This is a genomic window from Streptomyces sp. NBC_00287, from assembly GCF_036173105.1.
In the GTDB taxonomy this organism is placed as follows: Bacteria; Actinomycetota; Actinomycetes; order Streptomycetales; family Streptomycetaceae; genus Streptomyces.
In genome coordinates this window covers 2,281,240-2,307,900 of record NZ_CP108053.1, presented here as the reverse complement: position 1 = coordinate 2,307,900, position 26,661 = coordinate 2,281,240, and the positions used below count along the sequence as shown (strand labels likewise).

Sequence of the window (26,661 nt, the reverse complement as noted above, 5' to 3'; positions counted from 1 at the left end):
CTCAATTGGGTAGAGCATCTGACAAGTCCGTCGCCGACTTCTGATCTCGGGCATCCACCTTTTGCTGTGCCTCCCTCCGAAACCGCTATGAATTCGGGGGGAATTCAGCATGTCCCGCTTCAACATCCGTACCGCAAAGGCACAGCCGACCTCCCGGGTCACCTCGACCGGCCGAGTCCTGCGCACCTACGAGGGCGGCCGGGGCCGCGAGCGAGACACGCGCTCCGAGCTCTTCCTTCTGTCGGTCTCCAACTTCGTCTCGCAGCAGACCTTCTACGAGTCCGGCGCCGACCGCGACGACCGGTACCAGACCCTGGTGCGCGAGCTCGCCGTCACCGACCCGGAGTGGACCGCCGGACTGCTCGGCTGGCTGCGCGGCGAGGGCAACCTCCGTACGGCCGCCGTCGTGGGCGCCGCCGAGTATGTGAAGGCGCGCCTGGAGGCGGGCGCGAGCGACGGTCCGTCGAACCGGCGGGTCGTGGACTCGGTGCTCCAGCGGCCCGACGAGCCCGGCGAGCTGCTCGCGTACTGGACCGCGCGGTACGGCCGTAACGTCCCCAAGCCCGTCAAGCGGGGCGTCGCCGACGCCGTACGACGTCTCTACAGCGGCAAGTCCCTGCTGAAGTACGACACCGCGTCCAAGGGCTACCGCTTCGGCGACATTCTCAACCTCGTGCACGCGGCGCCGGACCCGGCGAAGGCGTGGCAGGGCGAGCTGTTCCAGTACGCCCTCGACCGGCGGCACAACCCGGACACCGCCGTGCCGCCCGCGTCGAACCGGACCCTCGTCGCCCACCGCGAGCTGATGGCGCTGCCCGTCGAGGAGCGGCGTGCGGTCGTGACGTCGGACGGCGGTGCCGAGCGGCTCGCGGCGGCCGGGATGACGTGGGAGGCGCTGGCGGGCTGGCTCCAGGGGCCGATGGACAAGGCGGCCTGGGAGGCCGTGATCTCGTCCATGGGTGTGATGGCGTTGGTCCGGAACCTGCGGAACTTCGACGAGGCCGGGGTCTCGGACGAGGTCGCCGCGCAGGTGGCCGCCCGGATCAGCGATCCGGCGGAGGTCGTACGGTCGCGGCAGTTCCCGTTCCGGTACCTCGCCGCGTACCAGCATGCGCCGTCGCTGCGCTGGTCGTACCCGCTGGAGCAGGCGCTCGGCCACTCGCTGGCCAACGTGCCCGCGCTGCCGGGCCGGACACTGGTGCTCGTCGACCGCTCGGGGTCGATGTTCTACTCGCGTCTGTCGGACCGTTCGGAGCTCAACCGGGCGGACGCCGCGGCGATCTTCGGCACGGCGCTCGCGCTGCGGGCGGCGGACGCGGATCTCGTCGAGTTCGGTACGACGAGCAACCGTGTGAAGTACCGCAAGGGGGAGTCGGTGCTGAAGGTGCTGGAGCGCTTCGGCGATCTGGGCGGCACCGACACCACGGACGCGGTGCGCCGGCACTACCGCAAGCACGACCGGATGCTGATCGTCACGGACGAGCAGTACGCGCACAACCGCCACGGCGGCCCGACCGAGCAGGTCCCGGCCGACATCCCGGTCTACACCTGGAACCTCGCCGGCTACCGCGCGGGCCACGGCCCGTCGGGGGAGGGGAACCGGCATACGTTCGGCGGTCTGTCGGATGCGGCGTTCCGGATGGTGCCGCTGCTGGAGCGGGGGATCGCCGGCGATTGGCCATGGCTTGAATCCTGAACGGCGCCGGGCGCCCCCTGGATCGGGGGCGTCCCGGAGCTGTCGGGGGTCGCTTACAGCGACTGGGCCGCGGGCTTCACCATTCCGCGGACCGTGCGGGACTTGACGAAGTCGCCCATGGCCGTCATCTCCCACTCGCCGGAGAACTGCTTGATCAGCTTGGCCATCATCACGCCGGTCTGGGGTTCGGCGGAGGTCAGGTCGAAGCGGACCAGTTCCTCACCGGTGGTGCCGTCGAGGAGGCGGCAGTAGGCCTTCGCGACCTCCGTGAACTTCTGACCGGAGAAGGAGTTCACGGTGAAGACCAGGCCGGTGACGTCCTGGGGAAGGCGGCCGAGGTCGACGGTGATGACCTCGTCGTCGCCCCCGCCCTCGCCGGTGAGGTTGTCGCCGGAGTGGCGGATCGCGCCGTTCACGATCTGGAGCTTGCCGAAGTAGCAGCTGTCGATGTGGTTGCGCTGCGGGCCGTAGGCGATGACCGAGGCGTCCAGGTCGATGTCCTTGCCGCGGTACGCCGGCTCCCAGCCGAGGCCCATCTTGACCTGGGAGAGCAGGGGGCGGCCGCCCTTGATGAGCGAGACGGTCTGGTTCTTCTGGAGGCTGACGCGGCCCTTGTCGAGGTTGATCTTTCCCGCGCCCGGTGCCGGGGCGGGGGGTGCCGCCGGGGGCGGGGGCGTGGCCATCTGCGGGGCGGGCGGGGTGACCGGGGGCTGCATGGTGGGCTGGGGCGGGGCAACGGGGGCGGCGGCCGGAGCGGGGGTCGGTTCCTCGACCGTTACGCCGAAGTCCGTGGCGATGCCCGCCAGGCCGTTGGCGTAGCCCTGGCCTACCGCTCGGGCCTTCCAGGCGCCGTTGCGGAGGTAGATCTCCACGATGACCAGTGCGGTCTCGGTGCCGAGCTGGGGCGGGGTGAAGGTGGCCAGGACGTTGTTGTCGTCGGCGCTGCGGATGGTCGCCGTCGGTTCGACGCCCTGGAAGGTCTGGCCGGGGGCGTCCGGGCTGGCGGTGACGACGATCTTCTCAATGCCCGGGGGGACGGCGGCGGTGTCGACCGTGATCGCGTCCGGGGCCGTGCCGCCGCCGGAGCGGTAGGTCACGCCCGGCCCTGTGGGCTGGTTGTAGAAGATGAAGTCGTCGTCCGAGCGCACCTTGCCGTCGGCGGTGAGCAGCAGGCCCGATACGTCTAGCCGCACCGGGGCGGTGACGTCCACCGTCACGCGGGCGACGGGGAGTGGGATGTTCGAGCCGGGGGTCATAGCTGTCATGCCCCATTGAACGACCGAGGTCGCTTTACCGTTCCCTTACCAGGGGACCGATCGGGTCAATGGCGGTTGCGGGGGTGGTTGCGGGCGGTTCGCTCATTGCCGCGCTTGTAGTTTCCGGTCCAGCGGGCCATGACGAGCTGGGGGTCGGTGGTCTTGACCTCGTCCAGGAACTGTTGGGCTCGGGGGCCGCGGAGGGTGGTGGCGGGGTGGCCTGCGTGGGTGATGCGGACGGTGCCGTCGGGGTGGGTGGCGTAGGTGAAGCCTTGGGGTCTGGGCATGGCGGGATCGTACGACCGGCTGCGCCGCGGGGCCGAAGGATTTTTTCGCCCCCGCCGCCCCTACCCGTCCCATCCCAGGGGGCTCTGCCCCCTGGACCCCCGCTCCTCAAACGCCGGAGGGGCTGATTTTCAGCCCCTCCGGCGTTTGAGGACGAGGCCCCTACGGGATCACCACTATCTTTCGGCCCACCCCCGCCGCGAACTGGTCCAGTGCCTCCGGGTACCGGTCCAGGGGGATGCGGTCGCTGATGAAGATCTCCGGGTCCAGGACGCCGTTCGCGAAGAGTTCTGCTGCTCGTTCGAAGCTGTGCAGGACTGCCATGGAACCGGTGATGGTGATCTCTTGGTTGTAGATGCGGTACGGGTCGATCGTCACGCGGGTCGCGTAGTCCGCCACTCCGAACTGGAGGAAGGTGCCCGCCTTTGCCACTCGGTCCAGGCCGTCCTGGATCGCCGCCGCGTTGCCCGTCGCGTCCACCACCACGTCCCAGCCCTGCGGGCGTTCCAGCTCGTCCGCGTTCGCCGCGGTCGAGGAGACGCCCAGCTGCCGCGCCGTCTCCAGGCGGGCCGCGTTCACGTCGACCACGTCCACGCTCGCCGCCCCCGTCCGCTTCGCCAGCTCCAGCATCATCAGGCCCATCGTTCCCGAGCCGTAGATCAGAACGTGCGCGCCGAGGCGGGAGTTCAGCACGTCGTAGCCTCGTACCGCGCACGACAGAGGCTCGATCAGGGCCGCGTCCTGGGTGCGGATGTGGTCCGGCAGTTTTACGCAGTTCGCCACGGGGGCTACGGCGTAGCGCGCCGCGCCTCCCGCCGTCGTCACGCCGATCGCGGCCCAGCGTTCGCACATGTTGTTGTGGCCCGTACGGCAGTACCGGCACTCGTAGCAGTACAACGACGGGTCGACCGCCACCCTGTCGCCCACCGACAGTTCCGTGACCCGGGTGCCGACCCCGACCACCTCGCCCGCGAACTCGTGCCCCGGCACGATCGGCAGCTGTGGGGCGAACTCTCCTTGCAGGATGTGCAGATCCGTTCCGCACAGGCCGCACGCCGCGACCTCGACCACGACATCGCGCGGTCCTGGCGTCGGGTCCGGGACCTCGGCGACGACGGCCTTGCCCACGGACTCGATGACGGCGGCCTTCATTTCACGGCTCCCAACGACAGGCCCTGGACCAGCTTGTCCTGGGCGGCGAACCCCGCGGCGAGCACCGGCAGGGAGATGACGAGCGAGGCGGCGCACACCTTCGCCAGGAACAGGCCCTGGCTGGTGATGAATCCGGTCAGGAAGACGGGTGCTGTTTCGGCGACCACACCCGTCAGCACCCTCGCGAACAGCAGCTCGTTCCAGCTGAAGATGAAGCAGATCAGGGACGTGGCCGCGATGCCGGGCAGGGCGATGGGGGCCACCACGCGCCACAGGATCGTCGGCAGTTTCGCGCCGTCGATCTGCGCCGCCTCGATGATCGCGGCCGGTACCTCGGAGAGGAAGGACTGCATCATCCACACCGCGATCGGCAGGTTCATGGCGGTGTAGAGGATGACCAGGGCCCAGATGTTGTCGAGCAGACCGGTGTTCTTCGCGAACAGGTAGATCGGCAGCAGACCCGCCACCAGCGGCAGCATCTTGGTGGACAGGAAGAAGAACATGACGTCTGTCCACTTTTTCACCGGCCGAATGGAGAGGGCGTATGCGGCCGGTAGTGCCAGGACCAGGGTCAGCAGGGTGGAGACGACCGAGGCCGTCATCGAGTTGATCAGCGCGGGCCAGGGGCTTGCGCCGCCGTCCACGCCGAAGAACGCGCGGTAGCTGTCCAGGGTGAGCGAGGCGGCGACGGAGGGCGGGTTGGTCGCCGCGTCCGCCTCGGAGTGGAAGGACGTCAGGACCATCCAGAGGATGGGCAGCACGAAAACGATGCCGGCCAGCCAGGCTGCCATGCCCAGGGCTGCTCCCTGGAGCCGGCGGCGCGGTGCGGTGGAAGTGATCGTCGTCATCAGCGGGACACCTCCGCACGGAACAGGGACGACACCACGCGCAGGGCGAAGGTCGCGAGGATGAGCGAGCCGATGACGACGATGACGCCGGCCGCCGAGGCGAGGCCGTTCTCGTGTGCCTGGTAGAAGGTCTGGTAGATGGTGTACGGCAGGTTCGCGGTGCCCAGGCCGCCGGAGGTGATGGTGTACACCGCGTCGAAGTTCTGCACGATGTAGATCGAGCCGAGCAGCACGCTCAGTTCGATGTAGCGGCGCATGTGCGGCAGCGTGATGTGGACGAATTCCTGCCAGGCGCTCGCGCCGTCCATCCGGGCCGCCTCCAGCAACTGCGGGTCACGGCTCTGCAGTCCGGCCAGCAGGATCAGCGTCATGAACGGCGTCCACTGCCAGATCAGCGAGGCCTCGACCGCCATCAGCGGCATCTCGGAGATCCAGTCCGGCTGGGCCGCCCCGTCCCCGCCGATCCAGTGCAGGATGCCGTTGAAGAGGCCGTACTCCGGGTTGAACAGCACGTGCTTCCACAGCAGCGCGGCGGCGACCGGTACCAGCAGGAAGGGGGCGATGAGCATGGTGCGGACGACGGCCCGGCCGCGGAACTTCCGGTCGAGCAGCAGCGCCAGCGCCATGCCGAGCACCAGGCTGACGAGTACGACCGTGGCGGTCAGCACAACCGTCGTCCACACCGACTCGCGCAGTTCGGGTGTGCTCAGCACCTCCGAGTAGTTGGCGAAGCCGGCGAAGTGGCGGTCGTCCGGGTAGAGCGCGTTCCAGTCGAAGAACGAGATCACCAGGGTGGCCACGAAGGGCAGCTGCGTCACGAGGATCATGAAGACCAGCGCGGGCAGCAGGGGCGCCCGGGTGGCCCAGGCGCGCATCCGGTTCGGCGGCCGGGTCGCCGCCGGCCGCACGGGGGCGGCGGCGACCCGGGTGGGGGGAGTGGTCACACTCATGATCCCTCGTACTTCTTCCCTACGGCCTCGGCGAGTTCCTGGGACTTCTTGAGCGCGCTGTCCACGGACTGGCGGCCCGCGATGGCGGAGCTGATCTCCTGGGAGACCTTGGTGCCCAGGTCGGTGAACTCGGGGATGCCGACGAACTGGATGCCGGGCGCGGGCCGGGGCTGCACGCCCGGGTCCTCGGGCTTGGCGTTCGCGATGGCGTCCCGGGTGACATCGGCGAAGGCGGCCGCTTCCTTGCGGTACTCGGGGATGTCGTAGGTCGAAGCCCGCTTGCCGGCGGGCACGTTGGCCCAGCCGTTCGTCTCGCCGACGAGCTTCTCGTAGTCCTTGCCGGAGGCCCAGGAGATGAACTTCCAGGCGTTCTCGGCGTTGTCGGACGACTTCTGGATGCCCCAGGCCCAGGTGTAGAGCCAGCCGGAGCTCTCGGTCTTCTCGACCGGGGCCGGGACGTAGCCGATCTTGCCCTTGACCGGGGAGCCGCTCGCCTCCAGTGAGCCGGCGCCGGCCGTGGCGTCGTACCACATGGCCGTCTTGCCCTGGGTCATGTTGTTCAGGCACTCGGCGTAGCCGGACTGCGCGGCGCCGGCCTCGCCGTGCTCGCGGACCAGGTCGACATAGAACTGGGTGGCCTCCTTGAACTCCTTGGAGTCCAGTTGTGCCTGCCAGTCCTGGTTGAACCAGGTGCCGCCGAAGGTGTTGACGACCGTGGTGAGCGGGGCCATCACCTCGCCCCAGCCGGGCAGGCCGCGCAGACAGATGCCCTTCATGCCGGACTCGGCGCCGTCCACCTTGGTGGCGATGTCGGCGACCTGCGTCCAGGTGGGCTTGGCCGGCATGGTCAGGCCCGCCTTCTCCAGGACGTCCTTGCGGTACATCAGGAAGGAGGACTCGCCGTAGAAGGGCTCGCCGTAGAGCTTGCCGTCCTCCGCGGTGAGCGCCTGGGTCATCGGCGGGAGGATGTCGTCCTGGTCGAAGGCGGTGTCGCCCTTGACGTAGGAGTCCAGGGAGTGGAGCCAGCCGTTCTTGGCGTAGATCGGGATCTCGTAGTTGCTGAGGGTGGCGACGTCGTACTGGCCCGCCTGGTTGGCGAAGTCCTGGCTGATCTTGTCGCGGACGTCGTTCTCCGGCAGGACGGTGAAGTTCACCTTGATGCCGGTGTCCTTGGTGAAGTTGTCGGCGGTGAGCTTCTGGAGCTCCACCATCTGCGGGTTGTTCACCATCAGGACGTTGATGGAGTCACCACCGGTGGATCCGGATCCGCCGGCGCCCGAGCAGGCGGCGAGCGAGGTGATCAGCGTCCCTACGGCGGCCGCGGCTATGAGACCGCGTGGCGCCCGTCGGCTCTGGGTTCGCATGAAGTGCTCCTGGATTTATGCGGATAAAGGGGACTGTTGTGGGTGTGCGGCGCCCTGAAGAGAGGAACGGTTGGGGGTCAGACGCGGATGACCTGCGGACCGAGGAGGGAGTAGCGGTGGGCCTCGGCCGCGGGGAGCAGTGTGCTGGTGACGATCGCCTCCAGGGCGCCGACCTCCGCGAAGCGGCAGAAGCTGACGGCCCCGAACTTGGTGTGGACGCCCGCGAACACCGTGCGCCGCGCGGATCGGACCGCCTGCGCCTTGACCTCGCTGACGGCCGGGTCGGGGGTGGTGAGGCCGTGTTCGCGGGAGATGCCGTTGGCGCCGATGAAGGCGAGGTCGATGACGAAGCCGGCGAGCATCTTCGTCGTCCAGTGGTCGACGGTGGCCAGCGTGCCGGAGCGGACCCGGCCGCCGAGCAGCAGTACCGAGATGGCTTCGGCCTCGGCGAGCGTGCCCGCGACCGGCAGGGACGCGGTGACCACGGTCAGCGGCCGGTCCCGGGGGAGTGCCTCGGCGATGAGCTGGGGGGTGAAGCCCTCGTCCACGAAGACGGTCTCGGCGTCCCCGAGCAGCTCGGCCGCGGCTTCCGCGATCCGGCGCTTCTCGGGGACATGGCTGGTGGCGCGGAAGGCGAGCGTCGTCTCGAAACCGGCGCTCTCCACGGGGTAGGCACCGCCATGGGTACGGCGGAGCAGGCCGTGCTCCTCCAGGACGCGCAGGTCCCGGCGCACGGTCTCCTTGGCCACGCCCAGCTCGACGGCGAGCGCGGTGACGTCGACCGAGCCGGTGGAACGCGCGGCCTGCACGATCTCGCGCTGGCGTTCCTCGGCGGTTCTCGCTGCCTTCGCCGTCGTCATCGTCGACACCCGCTTCCGTGCTGTGGTGCGTGGCTTGATCGTCTGCGGGGGATCAAGCCGGAGCTGCCCGTTCGGGCCCGGTGGGGCCCATGGGGGAAGTTCTACAGCGGCGGTGCGGAGCTGAACAGGCCTGTTGCCGATCCGATGCTGCCCGTTTATGCCCGTTCAGGGCTGTGCGTGACCGCCTCGGACCTGCGCAGGCTTGTACCAGGGGGTGAGAGCGGGCAGCGCTGATGCCCGAATGCGGGAGCGGGCGGGCCCGTTCGGTGCCCGCCCGCTCCCGCGAACGCTTGTTTTCCGCCGTGCCCGGCCGCATCAGTCCAGCCGTGTCAGTACGGCCGGATCAGTACGGCCAGATCGGAGGGTCGTTCACGAAGTGGCCGCCCAGGTGGGTGTGGGCCTCGTTCGTGGGGTCCAGCTCGCCCTGCTGTGCGATCAGCTTCTCGGCGTAGGGCTCGGAGTCGTCCTGGGGGGCATAGCCGAGGGAGCGGGCCGTGGTGAGGTCCCACCACAGGCGGGTGTTGGCGGAGGAGCCGTAGACGACCTTGTGGCCGACCTCCTCGGCGGTCAGGGCCGCGTGGAAGAGGCGGGCGCCGTCGGCGGGGCTCATCCAGACCGACAGCATGCGGACGCTGGTGGGCTCCGGGAAGCAGGAGCCGATACGGACCGAGACGGTCTCCAGGCCGTACTTGTCCCAGTAGAACTGGGCGAGATCCTCGCCGAAGGACTTGGACAGGCCGTAGAAGGTGTCCGGGCGGCGCGGGGTGTCGATCGGGATCAGGGGGTCGTCGCCCCGAGGGCTGGGGGTGAAGCCGACCGCGTGGTTGGAGGAGGCGAAGACGATGCGCGCGACGCCCTCCTCGCGTGCGGCCTCGTACAGGTTGTAGGTGCCCTCGATGTTCGCCTTGAGGATCTTCTCGAAGGGGGCTTCCAGGGAGATGCCCGCGAGGTGGATGATCGCGTCGACGCCCCGGACGGCCGCGCGCAGCGCCTCCTTGTCGGCGAGGTCCGCGACGATCGCGTCCGGCTCGCCCTCGATGGGGCGCAGATCGAGCAGGCGCAGCGTGTAGCCGTACTCGGGCAGCAGGTCCCGCATCAGGGTGCCGAGGCCGCCGGCGGCGCCGGTGAGCAGAACGGTGCGGGGCGCGGGCATCCTCGGGTCTCCTTGAGTGGACGGCCGATAGACGGCTGGGTGACTGCACGGTATTCACATTCGTGGACAAGCTATGGATCATCGCCCTGCCCCGTCAAGGGTGGCGGACCGAGTGTTCATAAACATAAACTTCGATCAGAAACCTGCACAGCTGTCAGTACACTTGTGACCGCACCCCGTTCTAGGGAGAGCCTGTGACGCCAGCCGACCTCGCCGCTCGACTCGGCATCCCCAGCGGGCCGCTGTTCTTCCCCGTCACCGCCTACGACGCCGACGGCGCCGTCGACCTCGACGTCTACCGCGAGCATGTGCGCCGCGGCGTGGCGGCAGGGGCCGCAGCCGTCTTCGCCTGCTGCGGTACCGGCGAGTTCCACGCGCTGACGCCCGAGGAGTACCAGGAGTGCGTACGGGCGGCCGTGGAGGAGACGGCGGGCCGGGTGCCGGTCGTCGCGGGCGCCGGATACGGCACCGCGCTCGCCGTGCGGTACGCGCGGCTCGCCGAGGCGGCCGGCGCCGACGGGCTGCTCGCCATGCCGCCGTATCTCGTGCAAGCCGCGCAGGAGGGGCTGCTGCGGCACTACCGGGAGGTGGCCGCGGCCACCGCGCTGCCTGTGATCGTCTATCAGCGCGACAACGCCGTGTTCACCCCGCAGACGGTCGTCGAACTGGCCCGCACGGACGGGATCATCGGGTTCAAGGACGGTCTTGGCGATCTGGACCTCATGCAGCGGATCGTCAGCACGGTGCGCACCGAAGTCCCCGGCGAATTCCTCTACTTCAACGGACTGCCGACCGCCGAGCTGACCCAGCTCGCCTACCGCGCCCTCGGCATCACGCTCTACTCGTCGGCCGTGTTCTGCTTCGCCCCCGAGATCGCCCTCAGCTTCCACCAGGCGCTGCGCCAGGGCAACGACGCCACCGTCCGCCGCCTCCTGGACGGCTTCTACCGGCCGTTCGTCGAACTGCGCGCCCAGGGCCGCGGTTACGCCGTCGCGCTCGTCAAGGCGGGCGTCCGGCTGCGCGGGCTGGACGTGGGGGAGGTCCGGCCGCCGCTGCACGAACCGAGCGAGGATCATGTCAAGCAGCTCGCGCTGCTGATCGAGCGTGGGTACGCGCTGCTGGAGGAGGACGGCAAGTGAAGGCGTCGGCATTCGTCTACCCCTGGGACGTCGTCGGCGACCCGGAGGCGGCCGGGCGGATCCCCGCCCTCGGGGTACGGCAGGTGACGCTGGCCTCCGCCTACCACTCCACGCGCGCGTTGACCCCCCGCCACCCCCGCCACCGCATCGTCACCGCCGAACACGCGGCCGTGCTGTACCCGACGGACGCGCGCTGGGAGGGCCGGGAGCTGCGCCCCTACGCGGCCGGTGACTGGGCGCCCGGCGACGCCTACGGCGAGGCGGCGGCCGCGCTCGCCGACGCGGGCCTGGACGTGCACACCTGGGTCGTCCTCGCCCACAACTCCCGCCTCGGCGCCGAACACCCGAGCACCTCCGTCGTCAACGCCTACGGCGACCGCTACCCGTGGGCCCCGTGCATCGCCCAGCCCGCCACCCGCGCGTACCTGATCGACCTGGCCGCCGAGGCGGCGGTACGGCCGGGGGCGCGCGGCACCGAGCTGGAGTCCCTCGGCTGGTACGGACTGGCCCATCTGCACGCCCACGACAAGACCGGCGGGGTCGGCCTCGGGGAGGCCGGGCAGTACCTGATGTCCCTCTGCTTCTGCCCGGCCTGCCGTCAGGGGTACGGCGCACAGGGCCTGGACGCCGATGAGCTGGCGGCGGTCGTACGGGCCGCGCTGGAGCCGCTGTGGCAGGGCGTGGCCGCCGACGAGGGGTGGCCGGACGTCGAGAAGCTGCTCGGGGAGGCCAACGCGGCCGCCACACGCGCGTGGCGCGACGAGACCGCCCGTACGCTCCAGGAAGCGGCCGTCGCAGCGGTCCGTGCCGCGGCGCCGGACGGCTTCCAGGTGCTGCTGCATGCAGACCCGGTGGCGTATCACTGCGGGGCCAACGCCGGTGTGGATCCCGCGCACATACTGTCGGTCGCCGATGGTGTGGTCGTGCCCTGCACGGGCGGCCCCGGGGCACTGGCGCCGTTCGCGGAGCAGGGGCGCGGGGTGCTCGCCGCCAACTTCACCGTGGTCTCCGGGATGGGCGGAAGTCCGGGCACGCTGGCGGCGGACGTGACACGCGCGCGTGAGCTCGGGGCCACGGAACTGCGGCTGTATCACGCGGGGTTGGCGTCCGACGGGGACCTGGAGTCGGTGCGGGCAGCGCTGGCCCGCGGCTGAAGGAGGGGCGCGGCGGTCGCGAGCAGCGCGAGCCCGAGGACGGCCAGCAGCAGCCGGTGATCGACCGGTTCGACCAGTGCCGCGCCCGCGGCGAGGCCGATCACGTTCGGGGTGAACACGAGCGTGTTGGCGGTGGCGGTGACCCGGCCCAGCAGCGGGCCCGGAGTCTGGTGCTGGACATGGGTCAGCGCGGCGATCAGTACGGCGGGCAGACCCGCGCCGATCGCCGCGCTGCACGCCAGCGCCACCGGGTCGGAGGGGACGGCGCGCAGGGACACGGCGACGCCGAGCAGGGCGATGCCGTACGCGGCGAAGCGGTGGGCGCCGAGGCGGCGGAGGGCGGGGCCGGAGAGCAGGCCCACGACCACCGATCCAGCGCCCTGGACGGCGTAGAGCACACCGGCGTACGCGGGGGAGTGGCCGAGGCCTTCGACGACCGGGTAGATCAAGGCTCCATTGACACCGGCGCACAGCATGGTGGTGCCGCCGGCCATGATCAGCCGTCGCATGCTGGGGTGCGACCACACATGACGGGCGCCTTCAGCGGTCCGAGCGCGCCAGTCGCCGGTGGACGGTTCGGGCCTCTGCTCCTTGACACGCAGGCAGGCGTACAGACAAGCGGCGGCGACGAAGGTGACCGCGTCGACCATGGCGACGCTCGGGCCGCCGTACAGCGCGTAGAGCGCGGCACCGGCGGGTGGGGCGAGGATCTTCATGCCCTCGCCCGCCGTCATGCGCAGTCCGTTGAAGTCGCCCAGCAGGGGCCCGGGGACGGCGGAGACGACGAGGGCGGACTCCGCCGCGTCATGGACGACGCCTGCGGCGCCGTACACGAAAAGGACGGTGAAGAGCAGCCACAGGCCGTCCCGGGAGTCCACGGCGAAGAGGGTGAGCAGGAGGACGGCGAGCAGCAGGTTCGTGGCGATCAGCAGGGGTGCGCGGCGGACGCGGTCGGCGAGGGTGCCGAGCAGTGGGCCCGCGAGGGTGGGCGCCGACATGGCGAGCATGCAGAGCGCGGCGAGCCGGTCCGAGCCGGTGAGGTCCTTCACCCATACGCCCGACACCAGCCAGAGCGCCGAGGTGCCGAAGCCGGAGATCACCACACCCGTGAGGCAGAGCAGGGAGGTGCGGTCGCGGAGTAGGGGCCAGGGGGTCGTCATGCCTGGACATCGTGGGTCTAAGGACGTGGGGGCGGGATCGGGCAGGTGCCTTAGGAAGGTGGCCGGAATCCGTGGCGGCGATGAGTTTTCGGGATGCGGATGGTCCACCCTTCAGGAGCACCCCGGGAACCAATCCGGAACCATGAGGAGCAGTCAATGACGGATCCGATGATCGACCTCGGCCCGCAGACCCAAGTCCTGGCCCGTCTCGCCGAGGGCGTGAGCGACGAACAGCTGACAGACCCCACACCCTGTCCGGAGCTGGCCGTACGCCACATGCTGGGCCATGTGCTGCAGCTGTCCGTCGCCTTCCGTGACGCCGGGCGCAAGCTACTGGGCCCCACGACCGACACCAACCCCGGAGAGCTCGTCCCGGACATCGGCCCCGGCTGGCGCGAGGAGCTGCCCAAGGTCCTCGACGAACTCGCCGAGGCGTGGCGGGACCCGGCCGCCTGGACGGGGATGACCCGAGCGGGCGGCTTCGACCTCCCCGGCGCGGTCGCCGGTGCCGTCGCCATCGACGAACTGGTCATCCACGGCTGGGACCTGGCCCGGGCCACCGGTCAGCCGTACACCCCCGACCCGACCGCGCTCCAGGCCTGCCACGACTTCCTCCTCGCCTCCAAGGACGACCCCAGCCGTGGCGAGATCTTCGGCCCGGTCGTCCCGGTGCCGGAGGACGCGTCCCTGCTCGACCGGGCGGTGGGGTTGAGCGGCCGGGATCCGGAGTGGTCGCAGAAGCCATAAGAAGGGGCGGCTGAGTGGGGCGGGCATCTACCCTCCCCGCATGTCGATCACGCTCACCGTCCTCGGTACCGCCTCCCCCCACCCCGCCCCCGACCGCCCCTGCTCCGGCTATCTGCTGCGCGGCGGGGGCGCCGAGGTGTGGGTGGACGCCGGTACCGGGACCTTCGCGGAGTTGCAGCGGCACACGGATCCGGCGCGGCTCGACGCCATCTGGATCTCGCATCTGCATGCCGATCACTACGCCGATCTGACCGCCGCCTTCTACGCGTTCGCCTACGGAGGGCTCACCCCGCCCGCTCCCATCCCCGTGTACGCCCCGCGTGACTGCGCCCAGCGTCTCGCCGGGTTCTTCGGGCGGCCGGACACCGAATTCCTCAGCGGCGTCTTCGACTTCCGGCCCCTGTCCGACGGGCATGTCGCCCGCCACGGCGAACTGCGGCTCGCCGCCCGCGCGGTCGTGCACGACGTCGAGGCGTACGGGCTGCGCGCCGAGTGCGCGGGACGGGTGCTCGCCTACTCCGGGGACAGCGGACCGTGCGAGGCGCTCACCGAACTCGCCCGCGGTGCCGACCTGTTCCTGAGCGAGGCCGACATCGACGCGCATCGCGAAGGCGAACAGCGCGTGCATCTCACACCGGAGGACGCCGGCGCCTGCGCCGAGGGCGCCGGACGGCTGCTCGTCACGCATGTCGGGCCCACCCTCACCCCGGAAGCGGCAACCGCCCGTGCCGCCGCAGTCTTCGGCGGGCCCACCGCCACCGCACGGGTGGGGGAGACCCACACCCTCTGACCGGGCAACCTCAACTTCCTTTGTCAGAAGCATTGACGAAACACAGTGGCGCTCCTACCTTCATCGCGTCGTACTTCGTACGTCATATATGAGACGCGATATGTGAGATCCGAGAGGCGCGCATGACCTCTGTGCCCACGCCGATCCCCTCCCGCACGCAATATGTGCTGGAGGAGATCAAACGCCGTATCCTCACCGGGCAGTTGACGCCCGGACAGGCCCTGGTGGAGACCGAGCTCGCCGCGCAGTTCGGGGTGTCCAAGACCCCGGTGCGCGAGGCGCTCAAGACGCTCGCCGGGACCGGGCTCGTCGTGATGAGCCAGTACAAGGGCGTCACGGTGCGCATGGTGGACGCGGACATGGCGCGCGAGGTCTACGACGTGCGGCTGCTCCTCGAACCCGAGGCGCTGAAGCGGGCGGTGAAGCGAGGCGCCTCGCTGGATGCCGCCCGGGACGCGCTGACCCGGGCGGACCAGGCGTCCGACACCGCCGAACGCTCCCTCGCCAACCGGGAGTTCCACCGCGCCCTCTACCTGCCCTGCGGTAACCCGCTGCTCGGCCGGATGCTCGACGAGGTCCGTGACCAGGCCGCCCTGGTCTCCGCCGTCGCCTGGGCCGCCTCGCCCTCCTGGGAGCGGGAGGCCGGTGAGCACCGGGAGATCCTGCGGCTCGCCCTCGACGGCGACTCGGACGGCGCGGCCCGCGCCCTGCACGCCCATATCGCGTCGTTCGTCGAGCGCGCGTTCCCCGACGCCGCCAACCAGGAAGGCCAGGAATGAGCAGCGTGACGTTCGAGACCCAGCGGGCGGCCCTGGCCGACGTGGTGTCGATCCCGGTGACCCCGTTCGCCGAGGACGGCAGCGTCGACCAGGACGTCCACCGGGCCCTGCTGCGTCGTCTGCTCGACGGGGGGATCCGGACCCTCACCCCCAACGGGAACACCGGCGAGTTCTACGCCCTCACCCCGCAGGAACGCCGGCTTGTCACCGAGATCACCATCGACGAGGCCGGCGACCGCGCAGTGATCCTCGTCGGTGTCGGCCACGACGTCCCCACCGCCGTCGCCTCCGCCGAGCACGCCCGTGAACTGGGCGCGGCGATGGTGATGGTCCATCAGCCGGTGCATCCGTACGTCTCGCAGGGCGGCTGGGTCGACTACCACCGCGCCATCGCCGAGGCCGTGCCCGAGCTGGGCGTCGTCCCGTACATCCGCAACGCCCAGCTCAGCGGCGCGCGGCTGGCCGAACTCGCCGACGCCTGCCCCAATGTCATCGGCGTCAAGTACGCCGTACCGGACGCCGCCAAGTTCGCCGCGTTCGCACGGGACGCGGGTCTGGAGAGATTCGTCTGGGTCGCGGGGCTCGCCGAGCCGTACGCCCCCTCCTACTTCTCCGCGGGCGCCACCGGCTTCACCTCGGGACTCGTGAACGTCGCCCCGGCCGTTTCGCTGAACATGATCGAAGCGCTTCGATCCGGCGACTACCCGGCCGCCATGAAGGTCTGGGAGCAGATCCGCCGCTTCGAGGAGCTGCGCGCAGCCAACGGCTCCGCCAACAACGTCACCGTGGTGAAGGAGGCCCTCGCCTCCCTCGGACTGTGCCGCCGCGACGTCCGCCCGCCGAGCAAGCCGCTGCCCGAGAGCGAGCGCGCCGAGGTCGCCGCCATCGCCGCCGGATGGTCCATATGAAGGCGCCGGAAGAACTCAGAAGCCATCAGTGGTACGGCACCGAGGGCCAGCTGCGCACCTGGTCGCACAACGCCCGGATGCGCCAGCTCGGGTACGAGTCGGAGGAGTACCGGGGCCGCCCGGTGATCGCCGTCCTCAACACCTGGTCCGACATCAACCCCTGCCACGTCCATCTGCGCGAGCGCGCCGAGGCCGTGAAGCGCGGAGTGTGGCAGGCCGGGGGCTTCCCGCTCGAGTTCCCGGTCGCCACGCTCTCGGAGACGTACCAGAAGCCGACCCCGATGCTCTACCGCAACCTCCTCGCGATGGAGACGGAGGAGCTGCTGCGGTCGTATCCGATCGACGCGGCGGTGCTGCTCGGCGGCTGTGACAAGTCGACGCCGGCCCTGCTCATGGGCGCGGCCTCGGCCGACATTCCGTCGATCTTCGTGCCCGCGGGGCCGATGCTGCCCGGGCACTGGCGCGGTGAGACCCTCGGGTCCGGTACCGACATGTGGAAGTACTGGGACGAGCACCGCGCCGGTAACCTGACCGACTGTGAACTCAGGGAACTCCAGGGCGGATTGGCCAGGTCTCCCGGTCACTGCATGACCATGGGGACCGCGTCCACGATGACCGCGGCGGCGGAAGCCCTCGGGATGACGCTGCCGGGCGCCTCCTCGATACCCGCCGTCGACTCCGGGCACGAGCGGATGGCCGCCGCCTCCGGACGCCGCGCCGTGGAGCTCGCCTGGAACGGTCTCAAGCCGTCCGAGATCCTCACCCGTGAGGCCTTCGAGGACGCCGTCACCACGGTGCTCGGGCTCGGCGGCTCCACCAACGCGGTCATCCATCTGATCGCGATGGCGGGCCGCTGCCAAGTGCCCTTGAGCCTCGATGACTTCGACCGCATCGCGCGTACCGTGCCGGTGCTCGCCAATGTCCGTCCCGGCGGCCGGACGTACCTCATGGAGGACTTCCACTTCGCCGGCGGCCTGCCCGCCTTCCTCTCCCGGATCACCGACCTGCTGCACCTGGACCGGCCGACCGTGAGCGGCACCCTGCGCGAGCACATCGAGGGCGCCGTCGTCCACAACGACGACGTCATCCGGCCCCGCGACAACCCGGTCGCCGGCGAGGGCGGGGTCGCCGTGCTGCGCGGCAACCTCTGCCCGGACGGCGCCGTCATCAAGCACATCTCCGCCGAACCCCAACTGCTCAAGCACACCGGTCCCGCGGTCGTCTTCGACGACTACAAGACCCTGCAGCGCACCATCAACGACCCCTCGCTGAACATCACCGCCGACACCGTGCTGGTACTGCGGGGCGCCGGGCCCAAGGGCGGCCCGGGCATGCCCGAGTACGGGATGCTGCCCATCCCCGACCATCTGCTCAAGCAGGGGGTACGGGACATGGTGCGGATCTCCGACGCCCGGATGAGCGGCACGAGCTATGGCGCGTGCGTGCTGCACGTAGCGCCGGAGTCGTACGTCGGAGGGCCGCTCGCGCTGGTGCGCACCGGGGACTCGATCACCCTCGACGTCGAGGCCCGCACTCTCCAACTCAACGTGGACGACGAGGAGTTGGCGCGCCGGAGGGCGGAGTGGACGGCGCCGCCCGCGCGGTACGAGCGGGGCTACGGCGCGCTCTACAACGAACAGATCACCCAGGCCGATACCGGCTGCGACTTCGAGTTCCTCGCGAGGCCCGGCCAGGTGCAGGACCCGTACGCGGGCTGAACCACCCTCGGCCACCGCTCCCTTTGGTCGAGACCCCGAACATTGATCGGCAAGCGCTTCACCGAGAACGGAGAACAGTCATGGCCCAAGCCGCAGCCGTGGCGAAACCGCCCGCGCCACCGAGGCGGCGCCGTGGCTCCGCCACCCCGCGCAGGCTCCCGTACCTGCTCATCGCCCCGGCCGCCCTGCTCATGCTGGGCTTCATCGCCTACCCGGTGATCAGCGTCTTCTACTACAGCCTGCAGAACTACAACCCCACCAAGCCGTGGCGGAACGGCTACGCGGGCTTCGACAACTTCGTCCATGCCTTCACCGACGACCCGCTGTTCTGGGACACGCTGGTCTTCAGCGCCAAGTGGGTCTTCGTCGAGGTCGGACTCCAGCTGCTGTTCGGACTCGCGCTGGCCCTCATCGTCAACCAGACCTTCGTGGGCCGCGGTCTGGGCCGTGCGATGGTCTTCTCCCCCTGGGCCGTCTCCGGTGTGCTGACCTCCGCGATCTGGGTGCTGCTCTACAACTCCCAGACGGGCATCACCCGTTACCTCGCGGACATGGGCATCGGCTCCTACGGCACCAGCTGGCTGTCGGACACCTCCACCGTCTTCCCGGCGGCGATCATCGCCGATCTGTGGCGCGGTGTCCCCTTCTTCGCGATCCTCATCCTCGCCGACCTCCAGTCCGTCTCCAAGGATCTGTACGAGGCCGCCGAGGTCGACGGGGCCAGCCGGTTCAAGCAGTTCTGGCACATCACCCTGCCCCATCTGAAGGACGCCATCATCCTGTCCACGCTGCTGCGCGCGGTGTGGGAGTTCAACAACGTCGACCTGCTCTACACCCTCACCGGCGGCGGACCCGCGGGCGAGACGACGACACTCCCGCTGTACATCGCCAACACGAGCGTCGACGCCCACAACTTCGGCTATGCGTCGGCCCTGACCACGGTCGCGTTCGTGATCCTGCTCTTCTGCTCGATGGTCTATCTGCGGCTGAGCAAGTTCGGAGGCGAGAGCAAGTGAGCATCAAGGAAGCCACCCCGGTCGTGCCCGCCGCCCGGAGGAACCCCCCGCCACCCCGCCCGTCCGGCAAGCACCGGGCCTGGGACGAGGCCCCGCGCTGGCAGATCTACCTCCCGCTCGGCATCTATCTGCTCTTCACCCTCATCCCCTTCTACTGGATCCTGCTCTTCGCGCTCCGCCCGGCGGGATCGACCTCGCTCGTGCCCTGGCCGATGACCTTCGACCACTTCGACAAGGTCTGGAACGACCGGAGCTTCGGCACCTACTTCCAGAACAGCGTCCTGGTCGGTGTCGCCACCCTTCTGATGACGACGGTCGTCGCCCTGGCCGGCGGCTACGCCCTCGCCCGGTTCGACTTCAAGATCAAGCGGGCCTTCATGCTCGCCCTGCTGTGCTCGCAGTTCGTGCCCGGCGCGCTGCTGCTGGTGCCGCTGTTCGAGATCTTCGCCGAGCTCCAGATGATCAACTCGCTGGTCAGCGTCATCCTTGCGGAGACCGTCTTCCAGCTCCCGCTGTCGATGATCCTGATCAGCAACTTCATCAAGAACGTGCCCTACTCCCTGGAGGAGGCCGCCTGGGTGGACGGCTGCGGGCGGTTCACCGCCTTCCGCATCGTCGTACTCCCGCTGCTGAGGCCCGGGTTGATCGCCGTCGGCTCCTTCGCCTTCGTGCACTCCTGGAACCACTTCCTGTTCGCCCTGATGTTCCTCAACAACCAGGACAAGCAGACCATCCCCGTCGGTCTCAACACCCTGATGAGCGCGGACAGCGTCGACCTCGGCGCGCTCGCGGCGGGCGGCATCATCGCGGCCGTACCGGTGGTGATCGTGTTCGCCTTCATCCAGAAGTGGCTGATCACCGGCTTCAGCGCCGGGGCGGTGAAGGGATGAGACGGCATCAGTTCATCGTGCCGCTGGCCCTGTTGGGGCTGCTGAGCTTCCCCGCGCACGCCGAGGGCCGCGACATCAGCCGCGACACGCTTCCCGCGAACGACGGCTGGGCGTCCTACGGCTCCGGCACCACGGGAGGCGCGGCGGCCGACGACGCCCATGTCTTCACCGTCACCGACCGCGCCGGTCTCGTCCGTGCCCTCGACGGCGGCAGCGACACCCCGAAGATCATCAGGATCGCCGGGACGATCGACGCCAACACCGACGACCACGGCGACCACCTGGACTGCTCCGACTACGCCACCGACGGCTACGACCTGGAGAAGTACCTCACCGCCTACGACCCCCGCACCTGGGGCGCCGCCAAGCCCAGCGGCCCCCAGGAGCAGGCCCGCCAGGCCTCCGCGGCCGAGCAGGCCGAGCGGGTCGAGCTGGCCGTGGGCTCCAACACCACGATCGTCGGCCTCAAGGGAGCCGTACTCAAGGGCGCCAGCCTCCAGATCGAGGACGCCTCCAACGTCATCGTCCGCAACCTCGACCTGCGTGACGCCTACGACTGCTTCCCCGTCTGGCAGCCCAACTCCGGCGGCCTCGGCGACTGGAAGACGGCGTACGACAACATCTGGCTGCGGGGCGCCACGCATGTGTGGGTCGACCATGTGACGTTGAGCGACAAGGGGCACCCGGACGACGCGGAACCCACCTACTTCGGCCGCAACTACCTTCGCCACGACGGCCTGTTGGACATCACCAACGGCTCGGACCTGGTCACCGTCTCCTGGAGCCGGTTCGCCGGCCACGACAAGGCGATGCTCATCGGCAACGGCGACACCGCCACCGGGGACCGCGGCAAGCTCCGGGTCACCCTGCACCACAACGAGTTCGAGTCCGTCGTACAGCGGGCGCCCAGGGTCCGCTTCGGGCAGGTGCACGTCTACAACAACCGGTATCTCGTGAAGGACGGCCACCGGTACTCGATCGGCGTCTCCACCGAGTCCGCCCTCTACGTCCAGAACAACGCCTTCACCACCCCGGGCCATATCGAGGTCGCCGACCTGGTCAAGAGCTGGAACGGCAGCGCCCTGCACGACGAGGGCACCCTCTTCAACGGCTTCCCGGTCGATCTGCTGCCCATCTACAACGCCTACAACTCCGGCAGCGAACGCGACCTCACGGCCGACGTGGGCTGGACACCTACCCTGCACACAAAGATCGACAGCGCTGAAGTCGCCGACCGAGCGGTGGCACGCGGCGCGGGCGCAGGGAGGATCCCATGAGCACCGTAGACATCGTCCTGGCGGGCGCGCGCGGCCACGGCCGCTGGCACCTGGACAACATCCGCCGGCTCCAGGACAAGGGGATCGTACGGCTGGCAGGCATCTGCGAGCTGACCCCGCTGACCGGGGACGAGCTCCCCGAGGGCCTCGGCACGCCCGAGCAGTCCGCCGACTTCGGCGCCCTCCTGGACTCCACGGGCGCCCGTATCGCGGTGATCTGCACCCCGATCCCGACCCACACGGACCTGGCGCTCGAGGCCGCCCGCCGTCAGGTACATGTCCTGCTGGAGAAGCCGCCCGCGCCCTCGTACGCCGAGTTCCGGCGCATGGCCGACGGGGTCGCCGAGGCCGGTGTCGCCTGCCAGATCGGCTTCCAGTCGCTCGGCTCGCACGCCGTGCCCGCGATCCGGCGGATGATCGCCGAGGGCACCATCGGCGAGCTCGTCGGCATCGGCGGGGCCGGCGCCTGGGCCCGCCCCGAGTCCTACTACCGGCGCGCGCCCTGGGCGGGCAAGCGCCGTCTGCACGGCGTGGACGTGATCGACGGGGCGCTCACCAACCCGCTCGCTCACGCCGTCGCCACCGCCCTCGCGCTCGGCGGTTCGACCCGCGCCGAGGACGTCATCGAGGTCGAGACCGAGCTGCTGCGCGCCAACGACATCGAGTCCGACGACACCTCCTGCGTCCGCGTCATCACCGCCCAGGGCCACCGGGTCACCGTCGCGGCCACCCTGTGCGCCGAGCACCCCGACGAGCCGTATGTCGTGGTGCACGGCAGCAGCGGCCGGATCACCTTCTGGTACAAGCAGGACCGGGTGCTCCTCCAGCGCGCGGACCACGGCCCCGAGGAGTCCGAGTACGGCCGCACCGACCTGCTGGAGAACCTCGTACTCCATCTCTCCGACGGCGACGACCTGCTGGTCACCCCGGACGGGACCGGCGCCTTCATGAAGGTCGTCGAGGCGATCCGGCTGGCCCCCGACCCGGCCCCGCTGCCCGCCGGGGCCTGGCATCTGCTCGCCGACGAACAGCGCCGGGTCGTGCCCGGCGTCGACGGACTGGTCGCGGCCGCCGCCGACACCCTTGCCCTCTACTCCGAGCTGGGCGCCCCCTGGGCGCTTCCCCATGGCCTGCGCAAAGAGGTGAGCACATGATGACGACCAACGACACCGCGGTCCTGCGGGTCGCGGGCCGCCCGGTCGGCCGGTACGTCACCCGGCCCGAACTGCCGGACCGGCTCTCCCCGCGCCCGTATCTGCACCCGGTCACCACCCTGTCCGGTACGGCGGTCACCGAGCTCAGCCCCGCCGACCACACACACCACCTCGGCGTCGGTGTAGCCGTTCCCGACGTCGAGGGGCACAACTTCTGGGGCGGACGCACCTACGTCCGCGACCGGGGCCCGACCGAGCTGGACAACCACGGCGCCCAGCGCCACGCGGGCTTCCAACTGCGCGACCCCGACGGCTTTGTCGAGGAGCTGCGCTGGATGGCGGCCGGAGCCGAGCTGCTGCACGAGCGCCGTACCGTCGCCGCCACCGAACTCACCGATGCCGCCTGGGCGTTGGACTTCACCTTCTCGCTCACCAACGCGACCGCGAGCACCCTGTCCATCGGCAGCCCGGCCACCAACGGGCGGCCCGGCGCGGCCTACGGCGGCTTCTTCTGGCGAGCCCGCAAGGAGGCGGCCGCCCCGGACGTCCTCACCCCGGACGCCGAGAGCGAGGCCGACATCCACGGCCGCACCGCCGACTGGCTCGCCCTGGTCGGCGCCACCTGGACGCTGGTCTTCGCCGGGGCGACCGAACGGACCCGCCGGGATCCCTGGTTCGTGCGGACCGGCGAATACCCGGGCGTGGGCTCGTCGTTGGCCCACACCGAGCGCCTGCCGATCGAACCCGGCGACACGGTCGTACGGCGGATCGTCACCGTCGTCGCCGACGGCCGCCTCGACCGGGACACGGCCGCCTCCCTGATCCGCAAGGCGGTGAGCCCGTGACCACCTACACCAACCCCATCCTCAACGCCGACTGGTCCGACCCTGACGTCCTGCGCGTCGGCGACGACTTCTATCTGACCGCCTCCAGCTTCGGCCGCGCCCCCGGCCTGCCGCTGCTGCACTCCCGAGACCTCGTCAACTGGACCCTCGTCGGCCACGCCCTCGAACGCCTCGAACCGGCGGCCGAGTTCAGAACCCCACGGCACGACTGCGGGGTCTGGGCCCCGTCCCTGCGTCACCACAACGACCGCTTCTGGATCTTCTGGGGCGACCCCGACCAGGGCATCTACCAGATCAACGCCCCCGAGATCCGCGGCCCTTGGACCCGCCCGCACCTCCTCAAGGCCGGCAAGGGCCTGATCGACCCCTGCCCGCTGTGGGACGAGGAGACCGGCGAGGCCTATCTGGTGCACGCCTGGGCCAAGTCCCGCTCCGGCATCAAGAACCGTCTCACCGGCCATCGGATGCACCCCGACGGCACCGAACTCCTCGACGAGGGCAAGGTGATCATCGACGGTGATCGCATCCCCGGCTGGTTCACCCTGGAGGGCCCCAAGCTCTACCGGCACGACGGCTGGTTCTGGATCCTCGCCCCCGCCGGGGGAGTGGAGACCGGCTGGCAGGGCGCCTTCCGCGCGCGCGGGTTCTTCGGCCCGTACGAGGAGAAGGTCGTCCTGGAGCAGAAGGACACCGACGTCAACGGCCCCCACCAGGGCGGCTGGGTGCGCACCCCGTCCGGCGAGGACTGGTTCGTCCACTTCCAGCAGCGCGGTGCCTACGGCCGGGTCGTGCACCTCCAGCCCATGCGCTGGGGCACCGACGGCTGGCCGGTGCTCGGCGCCGACGGCGCCCCCGTCGCCGTACACCGCAAGCCCGCCCTGCCGCCGCAGTCGGCCGCCGCGCCCGCCACCGACGACGACTTCCCCGGCGGCCGGCACGGCCGGCAGTGGCAGTGGACGGCGAATCCGCGCGAGGGCTGGTCCACCCAGCACTCCGCCGATGGGCTCCGGCTCACCTGCGTCCGCTCGGCCGACACACACGACCTGCGCAAACTGCCGAACGTCCTCACCCAGCGGCTGCCCGGAACGCCGTCCGCCGTCGAGGTCGAACTGCGCCTGGACAGCGCGGAGCCGGGGGCGCGGGCCGGACTCGCGGTGCTCGGGGACGCCTTCAGCTGGATCGGACTCCAGCGCGGCACCGACGGCACGGTTCACCTCGTCCACCGCTTCGCCGAGGCCGTCGCCGAACGGGAACGCGACGCCGGCCACCCGCGCCCGGCCCCCGAGGACCGCGTCCGGCTGCGGATAGAGATCGGTTCAGGCGCCCGCTGTCGCTTCTTCTACGACGTCGGAGACGGCTGGACGTCGTCAGGACCCGTCTTCGCCGCCACCCCCTGGCGCTGGGTCGGCGCCCTGCTCGGCCTGTTCGCCCTCGCGCCCACCGGTCAGGGACACGCCGGCGCGGCAACCTTCACGCACTTCACGATCACTCCTTCGTAACTCTCCTTCTCCGTACGCCTGTTGGGAGCCGCAATGACGCAACTCCATGGCAAGCGCTTGCCGGGTGCGGGCAGAACCATGGCCGCCGTCGTGGGACTGATCGTCGCCCTCGGTCTCGGGGCCGTCGGGGAGGCCGACGCCGCCCCCGGTCCGGTCGACCGCTTCAATGACCGCCCGCACGGTTTCGCCTCCCTCGATGGGGGCACCACCGGCGGGGCCGGCGGCAAGGTCGTCACGGTCACCGATCATGCCTCGCTGGCCAAGTACGCGGCGGCGGCCGAGCCGTACATCATCCGCGTCCAGGGCACGGTCACCGCCGAGCCGTTCGGCGCGAGCATCGAGGTCGCCTCCGACAAGACCATCGTCGGGGTGGGGGACAGCGGTGAGCTGGTGCAGGGCGAGTTCCATCTCAGCCCCGGCACCCACAACGTGATCATCCGCAACATGACGATCCGCGACTCGGCGATCGCGGGCAACTGGGACTGCAAGGACACCGACTTCGACGGTATCCAGATGGACACCGTCCACCACGTCTGGGTCGACCACAACCGCTTCTCGAACATCTGCGACGGGCAGCTCGACGTCCGCAAGGACAGCGAGTACGTGACCGTCTCCTACAACCGGTTCGAGAACAACAACAAGACGTTCGGGCTCGGTTGGACCACCAACGTCAAGACGCAGATCACCATCGACCACAACTGGTTCAACAACACCAAGCAGCGCAACCCGTCCGTGGACAACGCCGCTTACGCGCATCTGTACAACAACTACCTGACCGCGCAAGCGGATCCGGGCGACCCCGTGTGGACCTACGGGAACTGGTCGCGTGGCAAGACGAAGATGGTCATCGAGAACAGCTACTACCAGGACGTCCAGCATCCCTACCAGGCCGACACCACGGCCGAGTTGGTGCAGCGCGGGTCGATCCTGAAGAACACCACCGGGCGCCATGAGGAGTGGGGTGCCGCCTTCGACCCCCGGGAGTTCTACGACTACCGGCTCGATCCGGCCGCCGCCGTGCCCGCGCTGGTGAAGCGGTTCTCGGGGCCGCAGGAGCGGATCGGCGTGGTGCTGCGGGTGCCGTCCGACTACCCGACCGTGCAGGCCGCCGTGGACGCCGTGCCCGAGGGCAACACCGTGCCCGTGACCATCGCCGTCGCGCCGGGGACGTACCGCGAGAAGGTGTTCATCCCCGCGAGCAAGCCTCACTTGACGCTGCAGGGGACTGGACAGGACCGGTCCGACACCGTCATCGTCTACGACACCCCCGCCGCGTACGGCGGTTCGACGGGCAGTGCCACGGTGCGGATCGCCGCCAACGACGTCACCGCCCGCAACCTCACCTTCAGCAACGACTTCGACGAGGCCGCGCACGAGCTGAACGGCGAGCAGGCCCTCGCCATGAAGACGACCGGTGACCGGATCGTCTTCGAGGACACCGCCTTCCTGGGCAACCAGGACACGTTGATGACCGACAGCCCCAAGCTGACCACCGTCAGCCGGGTCTACGTCCGCGACTCCTACATCGAGGGCGACGTCGACTTCATCTACGGGCGGGCCACCACGGTCATCGAGCGGTCCGTGATCCGCGCGCTGAGCCGCGGCTCGGCCACCAACAACGGCTACATCACCGCCGCCTCGACCTGGAAGGGCAAACCCTACGGCTTCCTGATCACCGACTCCAAGGTGGTCAGCGACGCCCCGGACGGGTCCTTCCACCTCGGCCGGCCCTGGCACCCCGGCGGTGAACCTGACGCCATCGCCCAGGTGCTCATCCGGAACACCGAGCTGCCGGCCGCGATCAAGGCCTCCCCGTGGACCGACATGAGCGGCTTCTCGTGGAAGGACGCGCGGTTCACGGAGTACCGCACCTACGGGCCGGGCGCGGATGTCACCCCGGACCGGCCGCAGATGAGCGACGCCGACGCGAAGACACACACGGTCGCGAACTACCTCAAGGGCACGGACGGCTGGGCGCCGTACGCCCGTCACTGACCCCCACAACTGCATATCTCGCAGGA

The 26,661-nt window shown here is 69.9% G+C and carries 24 protein-coding genes; 15 read left to right on the top strand and 9 right to left on the bottom strand.

The window, feature by feature from the left end:
- Positions 1 to 109 precede the first annotated feature (109 nt).
- On the top strand, positions 110 to 1,696 hold the full coding sequence (locus OHT76_RS10525) for a TROVE domain-containing protein (protein ID WP_328870504.1): 1,587 nt from the start codon (positions 110 to 112) through the stop codon (positions 1,694 to 1,696).
- A 53-nt stretch (positions 1,697 to 1,749) separates the two neighbouring features.
- On the opposite strand, the gene OHT76_RS10520 is transcribed toward OHT76_RS10525, so the two are convergent.
- From OHT76_RS10520 to OHT76_RS10485, 8 genes are all read right to left on the bottom strand, one after another.
- Positions 1,750 to 2,952: a TerD family protein gene (locus OHT76_RS10520; RefSeq protein WP_328876497.1), complete on the bottom strand. Its 1,203-nt coding sequence runs from the start codon at positions 2,950 to 2,952 to the stop codon at positions 1,750 to 1,752.
- 65 nt (positions 2,953 to 3,017) lie between these two features.
- Positions 3,018 to 3,239 (bottom strand): hypothetical protein, encoded by a 222-nt coding sequence (locus OHT76_RS10515; RefSeq protein ID WP_328870503.1) that lies wholly within the window; start codon positions 3,237 to 3,239, stop codon positions 3,018 to 3,020.
- Between the two features lie 160 nt (positions 3,240 to 3,399).
- Complete coding sequence (locus OHT76_RS10510; RefSeq protein WP_328870502.1) at positions 3,400 to 4,389, bottom strand: zinc-dependent alcohol dehydrogenase family protein; 990 nt, start codon at positions 4,387 to 4,389, stop codon at positions 3,400 to 3,402.
- Positions 4,386 to 5,237: a carbohydrate ABC transporter permease gene (locus OHT76_RS10505; RefSeq protein ID WP_328870501.1), complete on the bottom strand. Its 852-nt coding sequence runs from the start codon at positions 5,235 to 5,237 to the stop codon at positions 4,386 to 4,388. The genes OHT76_RS10510 and OHT76_RS10505 overlap by 4 nt, the downstream gene beginning before the upstream one ends.
- Positions 5,237 to 6,187, bottom strand: a complete 951-nt coding sequence (locus OHT76_RS10500) for a carbohydrate ABC transporter permease (protein ID WP_443049763.1) — start codon at positions 6,185 to 6,187, stop codon at positions 5,237 to 5,239. Before OHT76_RS10500 ends, OHT76_RS10505 begins: the two co-directional genes overlap by 1 nt.
- Positions 6,184 to 7,551, bottom strand: a complete 1,368-nt coding sequence (locus tag OHT76_RS10495; protein WP_328870500.1) for an ABC transporter substrate-binding protein — start codon at positions 7,549 to 7,551, stop codon at positions 6,184 to 6,186. Before OHT76_RS10495 ends, OHT76_RS10500 begins: the two co-directional genes overlap by 4 nt.
- A 77-nt stretch (positions 7,552 to 7,628) precedes the next feature.
- Positions 7,629 to 8,411 carry a DeoR/GlpR family DNA-binding transcription regulator gene (locus OHT76_RS10490; RefSeq protein WP_328870499.1) on the bottom strand — a complete coding sequence of 261 codons (783 nt, stop codon included), beginning with the start codon at positions 8,409 to 8,411 and terminating at the stop codon, positions 7,629 to 7,631.
- 343 nt (positions 8,412 to 8,754) lie between these two features.
- A complete protein-coding gene (locus OHT76_RS10485; RefSeq protein ID WP_328870498.1) occupies positions 8,755 to 9,564 on the bottom strand; it encodes an NAD-dependent epimerase/dehydratase family protein in 810 nt (269 codons plus the stop codon).
- 194 nt (positions 9,565 to 9,758) lie between these two features.
- On the opposite strand from OHT76_RS10485, the gene OHT76_RS10480 reads away from it, so the two are divergent.
- Positions 9,759 to 10,703: a 5-dehydro-4-deoxyglucarate dehydratase gene (locus OHT76_RS10480; RefSeq protein WP_328870497.1), complete on the top strand. Its 945-nt coding sequence runs from the start codon at positions 9,759 to 9,761 to the stop codon at positions 10,701 to 10,703.
- Positions 10,700 to 11,857: a hypothetical protein gene (locus OHT76_RS10475; protein WP_328870496.1), complete on the top strand. Its 1,158-nt coding sequence runs from the start codon at positions 10,700 to 10,702 to the stop codon at positions 11,855 to 11,857. Before OHT76_RS10480 ends, OHT76_RS10475 begins: the two co-directional genes overlap by 4 nt.
- Here OHT76_RS10475 and OHT76_RS10470 read toward each other — a convergent pair.
- The gene (locus tag OHT76_RS10470) at positions 11,794 to 13,017 is read right to left on the bottom strand and encodes an MFS transporter (RefSeq protein WP_328870495.1); all 1,224 of its coding nucleotides are present in this window, start codon (positions 13,015 to 13,017) and stop codon (positions 11,794 to 11,796) included. The two genes, OHT76_RS10475 and OHT76_RS10470, sit on opposite strands and share 64 nt — an antisense overlap.
- Positions 13,018 to 13,173: 156 nt before the next feature.
- On the opposite strand from OHT76_RS10470, the gene OHT76_RS10465 reads away from it, so the two are divergent.
- The 12 genes from OHT76_RS10465 to OHT76_RS10410 all read left to right on the top strand — a co-directional run bounded on the left by OHT76_RS10465 (position 13,174) and on the right by OHT76_RS10410 (position 26,635).
- Entirely contained in the window at positions 13,174 to 13,764 is a 591-nt protein-coding gene (locus OHT76_RS10465) for a TIGR03086 family metal-binding protein (protein ID WP_328870494.1), read from the top strand.
- Positions 13,765 to 13,804: 40 nt separating this feature from the next.
- Positions 13,805 to 14,554: an MBL fold metallo-hydrolase gene (locus OHT76_RS10460; RefSeq protein ID WP_328870493.1), complete on the top strand. Its 750-nt coding sequence runs from the start codon at positions 13,805 to 13,807 to the stop codon at positions 14,552 to 14,554.
- A 122-nt stretch (positions 14,555 to 14,676) separates the two neighbouring features.
- Complete coding sequence (locus tag OHT76_RS10455; protein ID WP_328870492.1) at positions 14,677 to 15,333, top strand: GntR family transcriptional regulator; 657 nt, start codon at positions 14,677 to 14,679, stop codon at positions 15,331 to 15,333.
- Positions 15,330 to 16,241 carry a dihydrodipicolinate synthase family protein gene (locus tag OHT76_RS10450; RefSeq protein ID WP_328870491.1) on the top strand — a complete coding sequence of 304 codons (912 nt, stop codon included), beginning with the start codon at positions 15,330 to 15,332 and terminating at the stop codon, positions 16,239 to 16,241. Before OHT76_RS10455 ends, OHT76_RS10450 begins: the two co-directional genes overlap by 4 nt.
- Positions 16,229 to 17,959, top strand: coding sequence for an L-arabinonate dehydratase (gene araD, locus OHT76_RS10445; protein ID WP_328870490.1), 1,731 nt, complete (start codon positions 16,229 to 16,231; stop codon positions 17,957 to 17,959). The genes OHT76_RS10450 and araD overlap by 13 nt, the downstream gene beginning before the upstream one ends.
- Positions 17,960 to 18,039: 80 nt before the next feature.
- Positions 18,040 to 18,975, top strand: coding sequence for a carbohydrate ABC transporter permease (locus OHT76_RS10440; protein ID WP_328870489.1), 936 nt, complete (start codon positions 18,040 to 18,042; stop codon positions 18,973 to 18,975).
- A complete protein-coding gene (locus OHT76_RS10435; protein WP_443049761.1) occupies positions 18,972 to 19,865 on the top strand; it encodes a carbohydrate ABC transporter permease in 894 nt (297 codons plus the stop codon). Before OHT76_RS10440 ends, OHT76_RS10435 begins: the two co-directional genes overlap by 4 nt.
- Positions 19,862 to 21,142, top strand: coding sequence for a pectate lyase family protein (locus tag OHT76_RS10430; RefSeq protein ID WP_328870488.1), 1,281 nt, complete (start codon positions 19,862 to 19,864; stop codon positions 21,140 to 21,142). Before OHT76_RS10435 ends, OHT76_RS10430 begins: the two co-directional genes overlap by 4 nt.
- Entirely contained in the window at positions 21,139 to 22,296 is a 1,158-nt protein-coding gene (locus tag OHT76_RS10425) for a Gfo/Idh/MocA family protein (protein ID WP_328870487.1), read from the top strand. The genes OHT76_RS10430 and OHT76_RS10425 overlap by 4 nt, the downstream gene beginning before the upstream one ends.
- Complete coding sequence (locus OHT76_RS10420; RefSeq protein WP_328876494.1) at positions 22,296 to 23,141, top strand: PmoA family protein; 846 nt, start codon at positions 22,296 to 22,298, stop codon at positions 23,139 to 23,141. Before OHT76_RS10425 ends, OHT76_RS10420 begins: the two co-directional genes overlap by 1 nt.
- Positions 23,138 to 24,640 carry a glycoside hydrolase family 43 protein gene (locus OHT76_RS10415; protein WP_328870486.1) on the top strand — a complete coding sequence of 501 codons (1,503 nt, stop codon included), beginning with the start codon at positions 23,138 to 23,140 and terminating at the stop codon, positions 24,638 to 24,640. The genes OHT76_RS10420 and OHT76_RS10415 overlap by 4 nt, the downstream gene beginning before the upstream one ends.
- Positions 24,641 to 24,673: 33 nt before the next feature.
- Positions 24,674 to 26,635: a pectinesterase family protein gene (locus OHT76_RS10410; protein ID WP_443049760.1), complete on the top strand. Its 1,962-nt coding sequence runs from the start codon at positions 24,674 to 24,676 to the stop codon at positions 26,633 to 26,635.
- Positions 26,636 to 26,661: the final 26 nt, after the last annotated feature.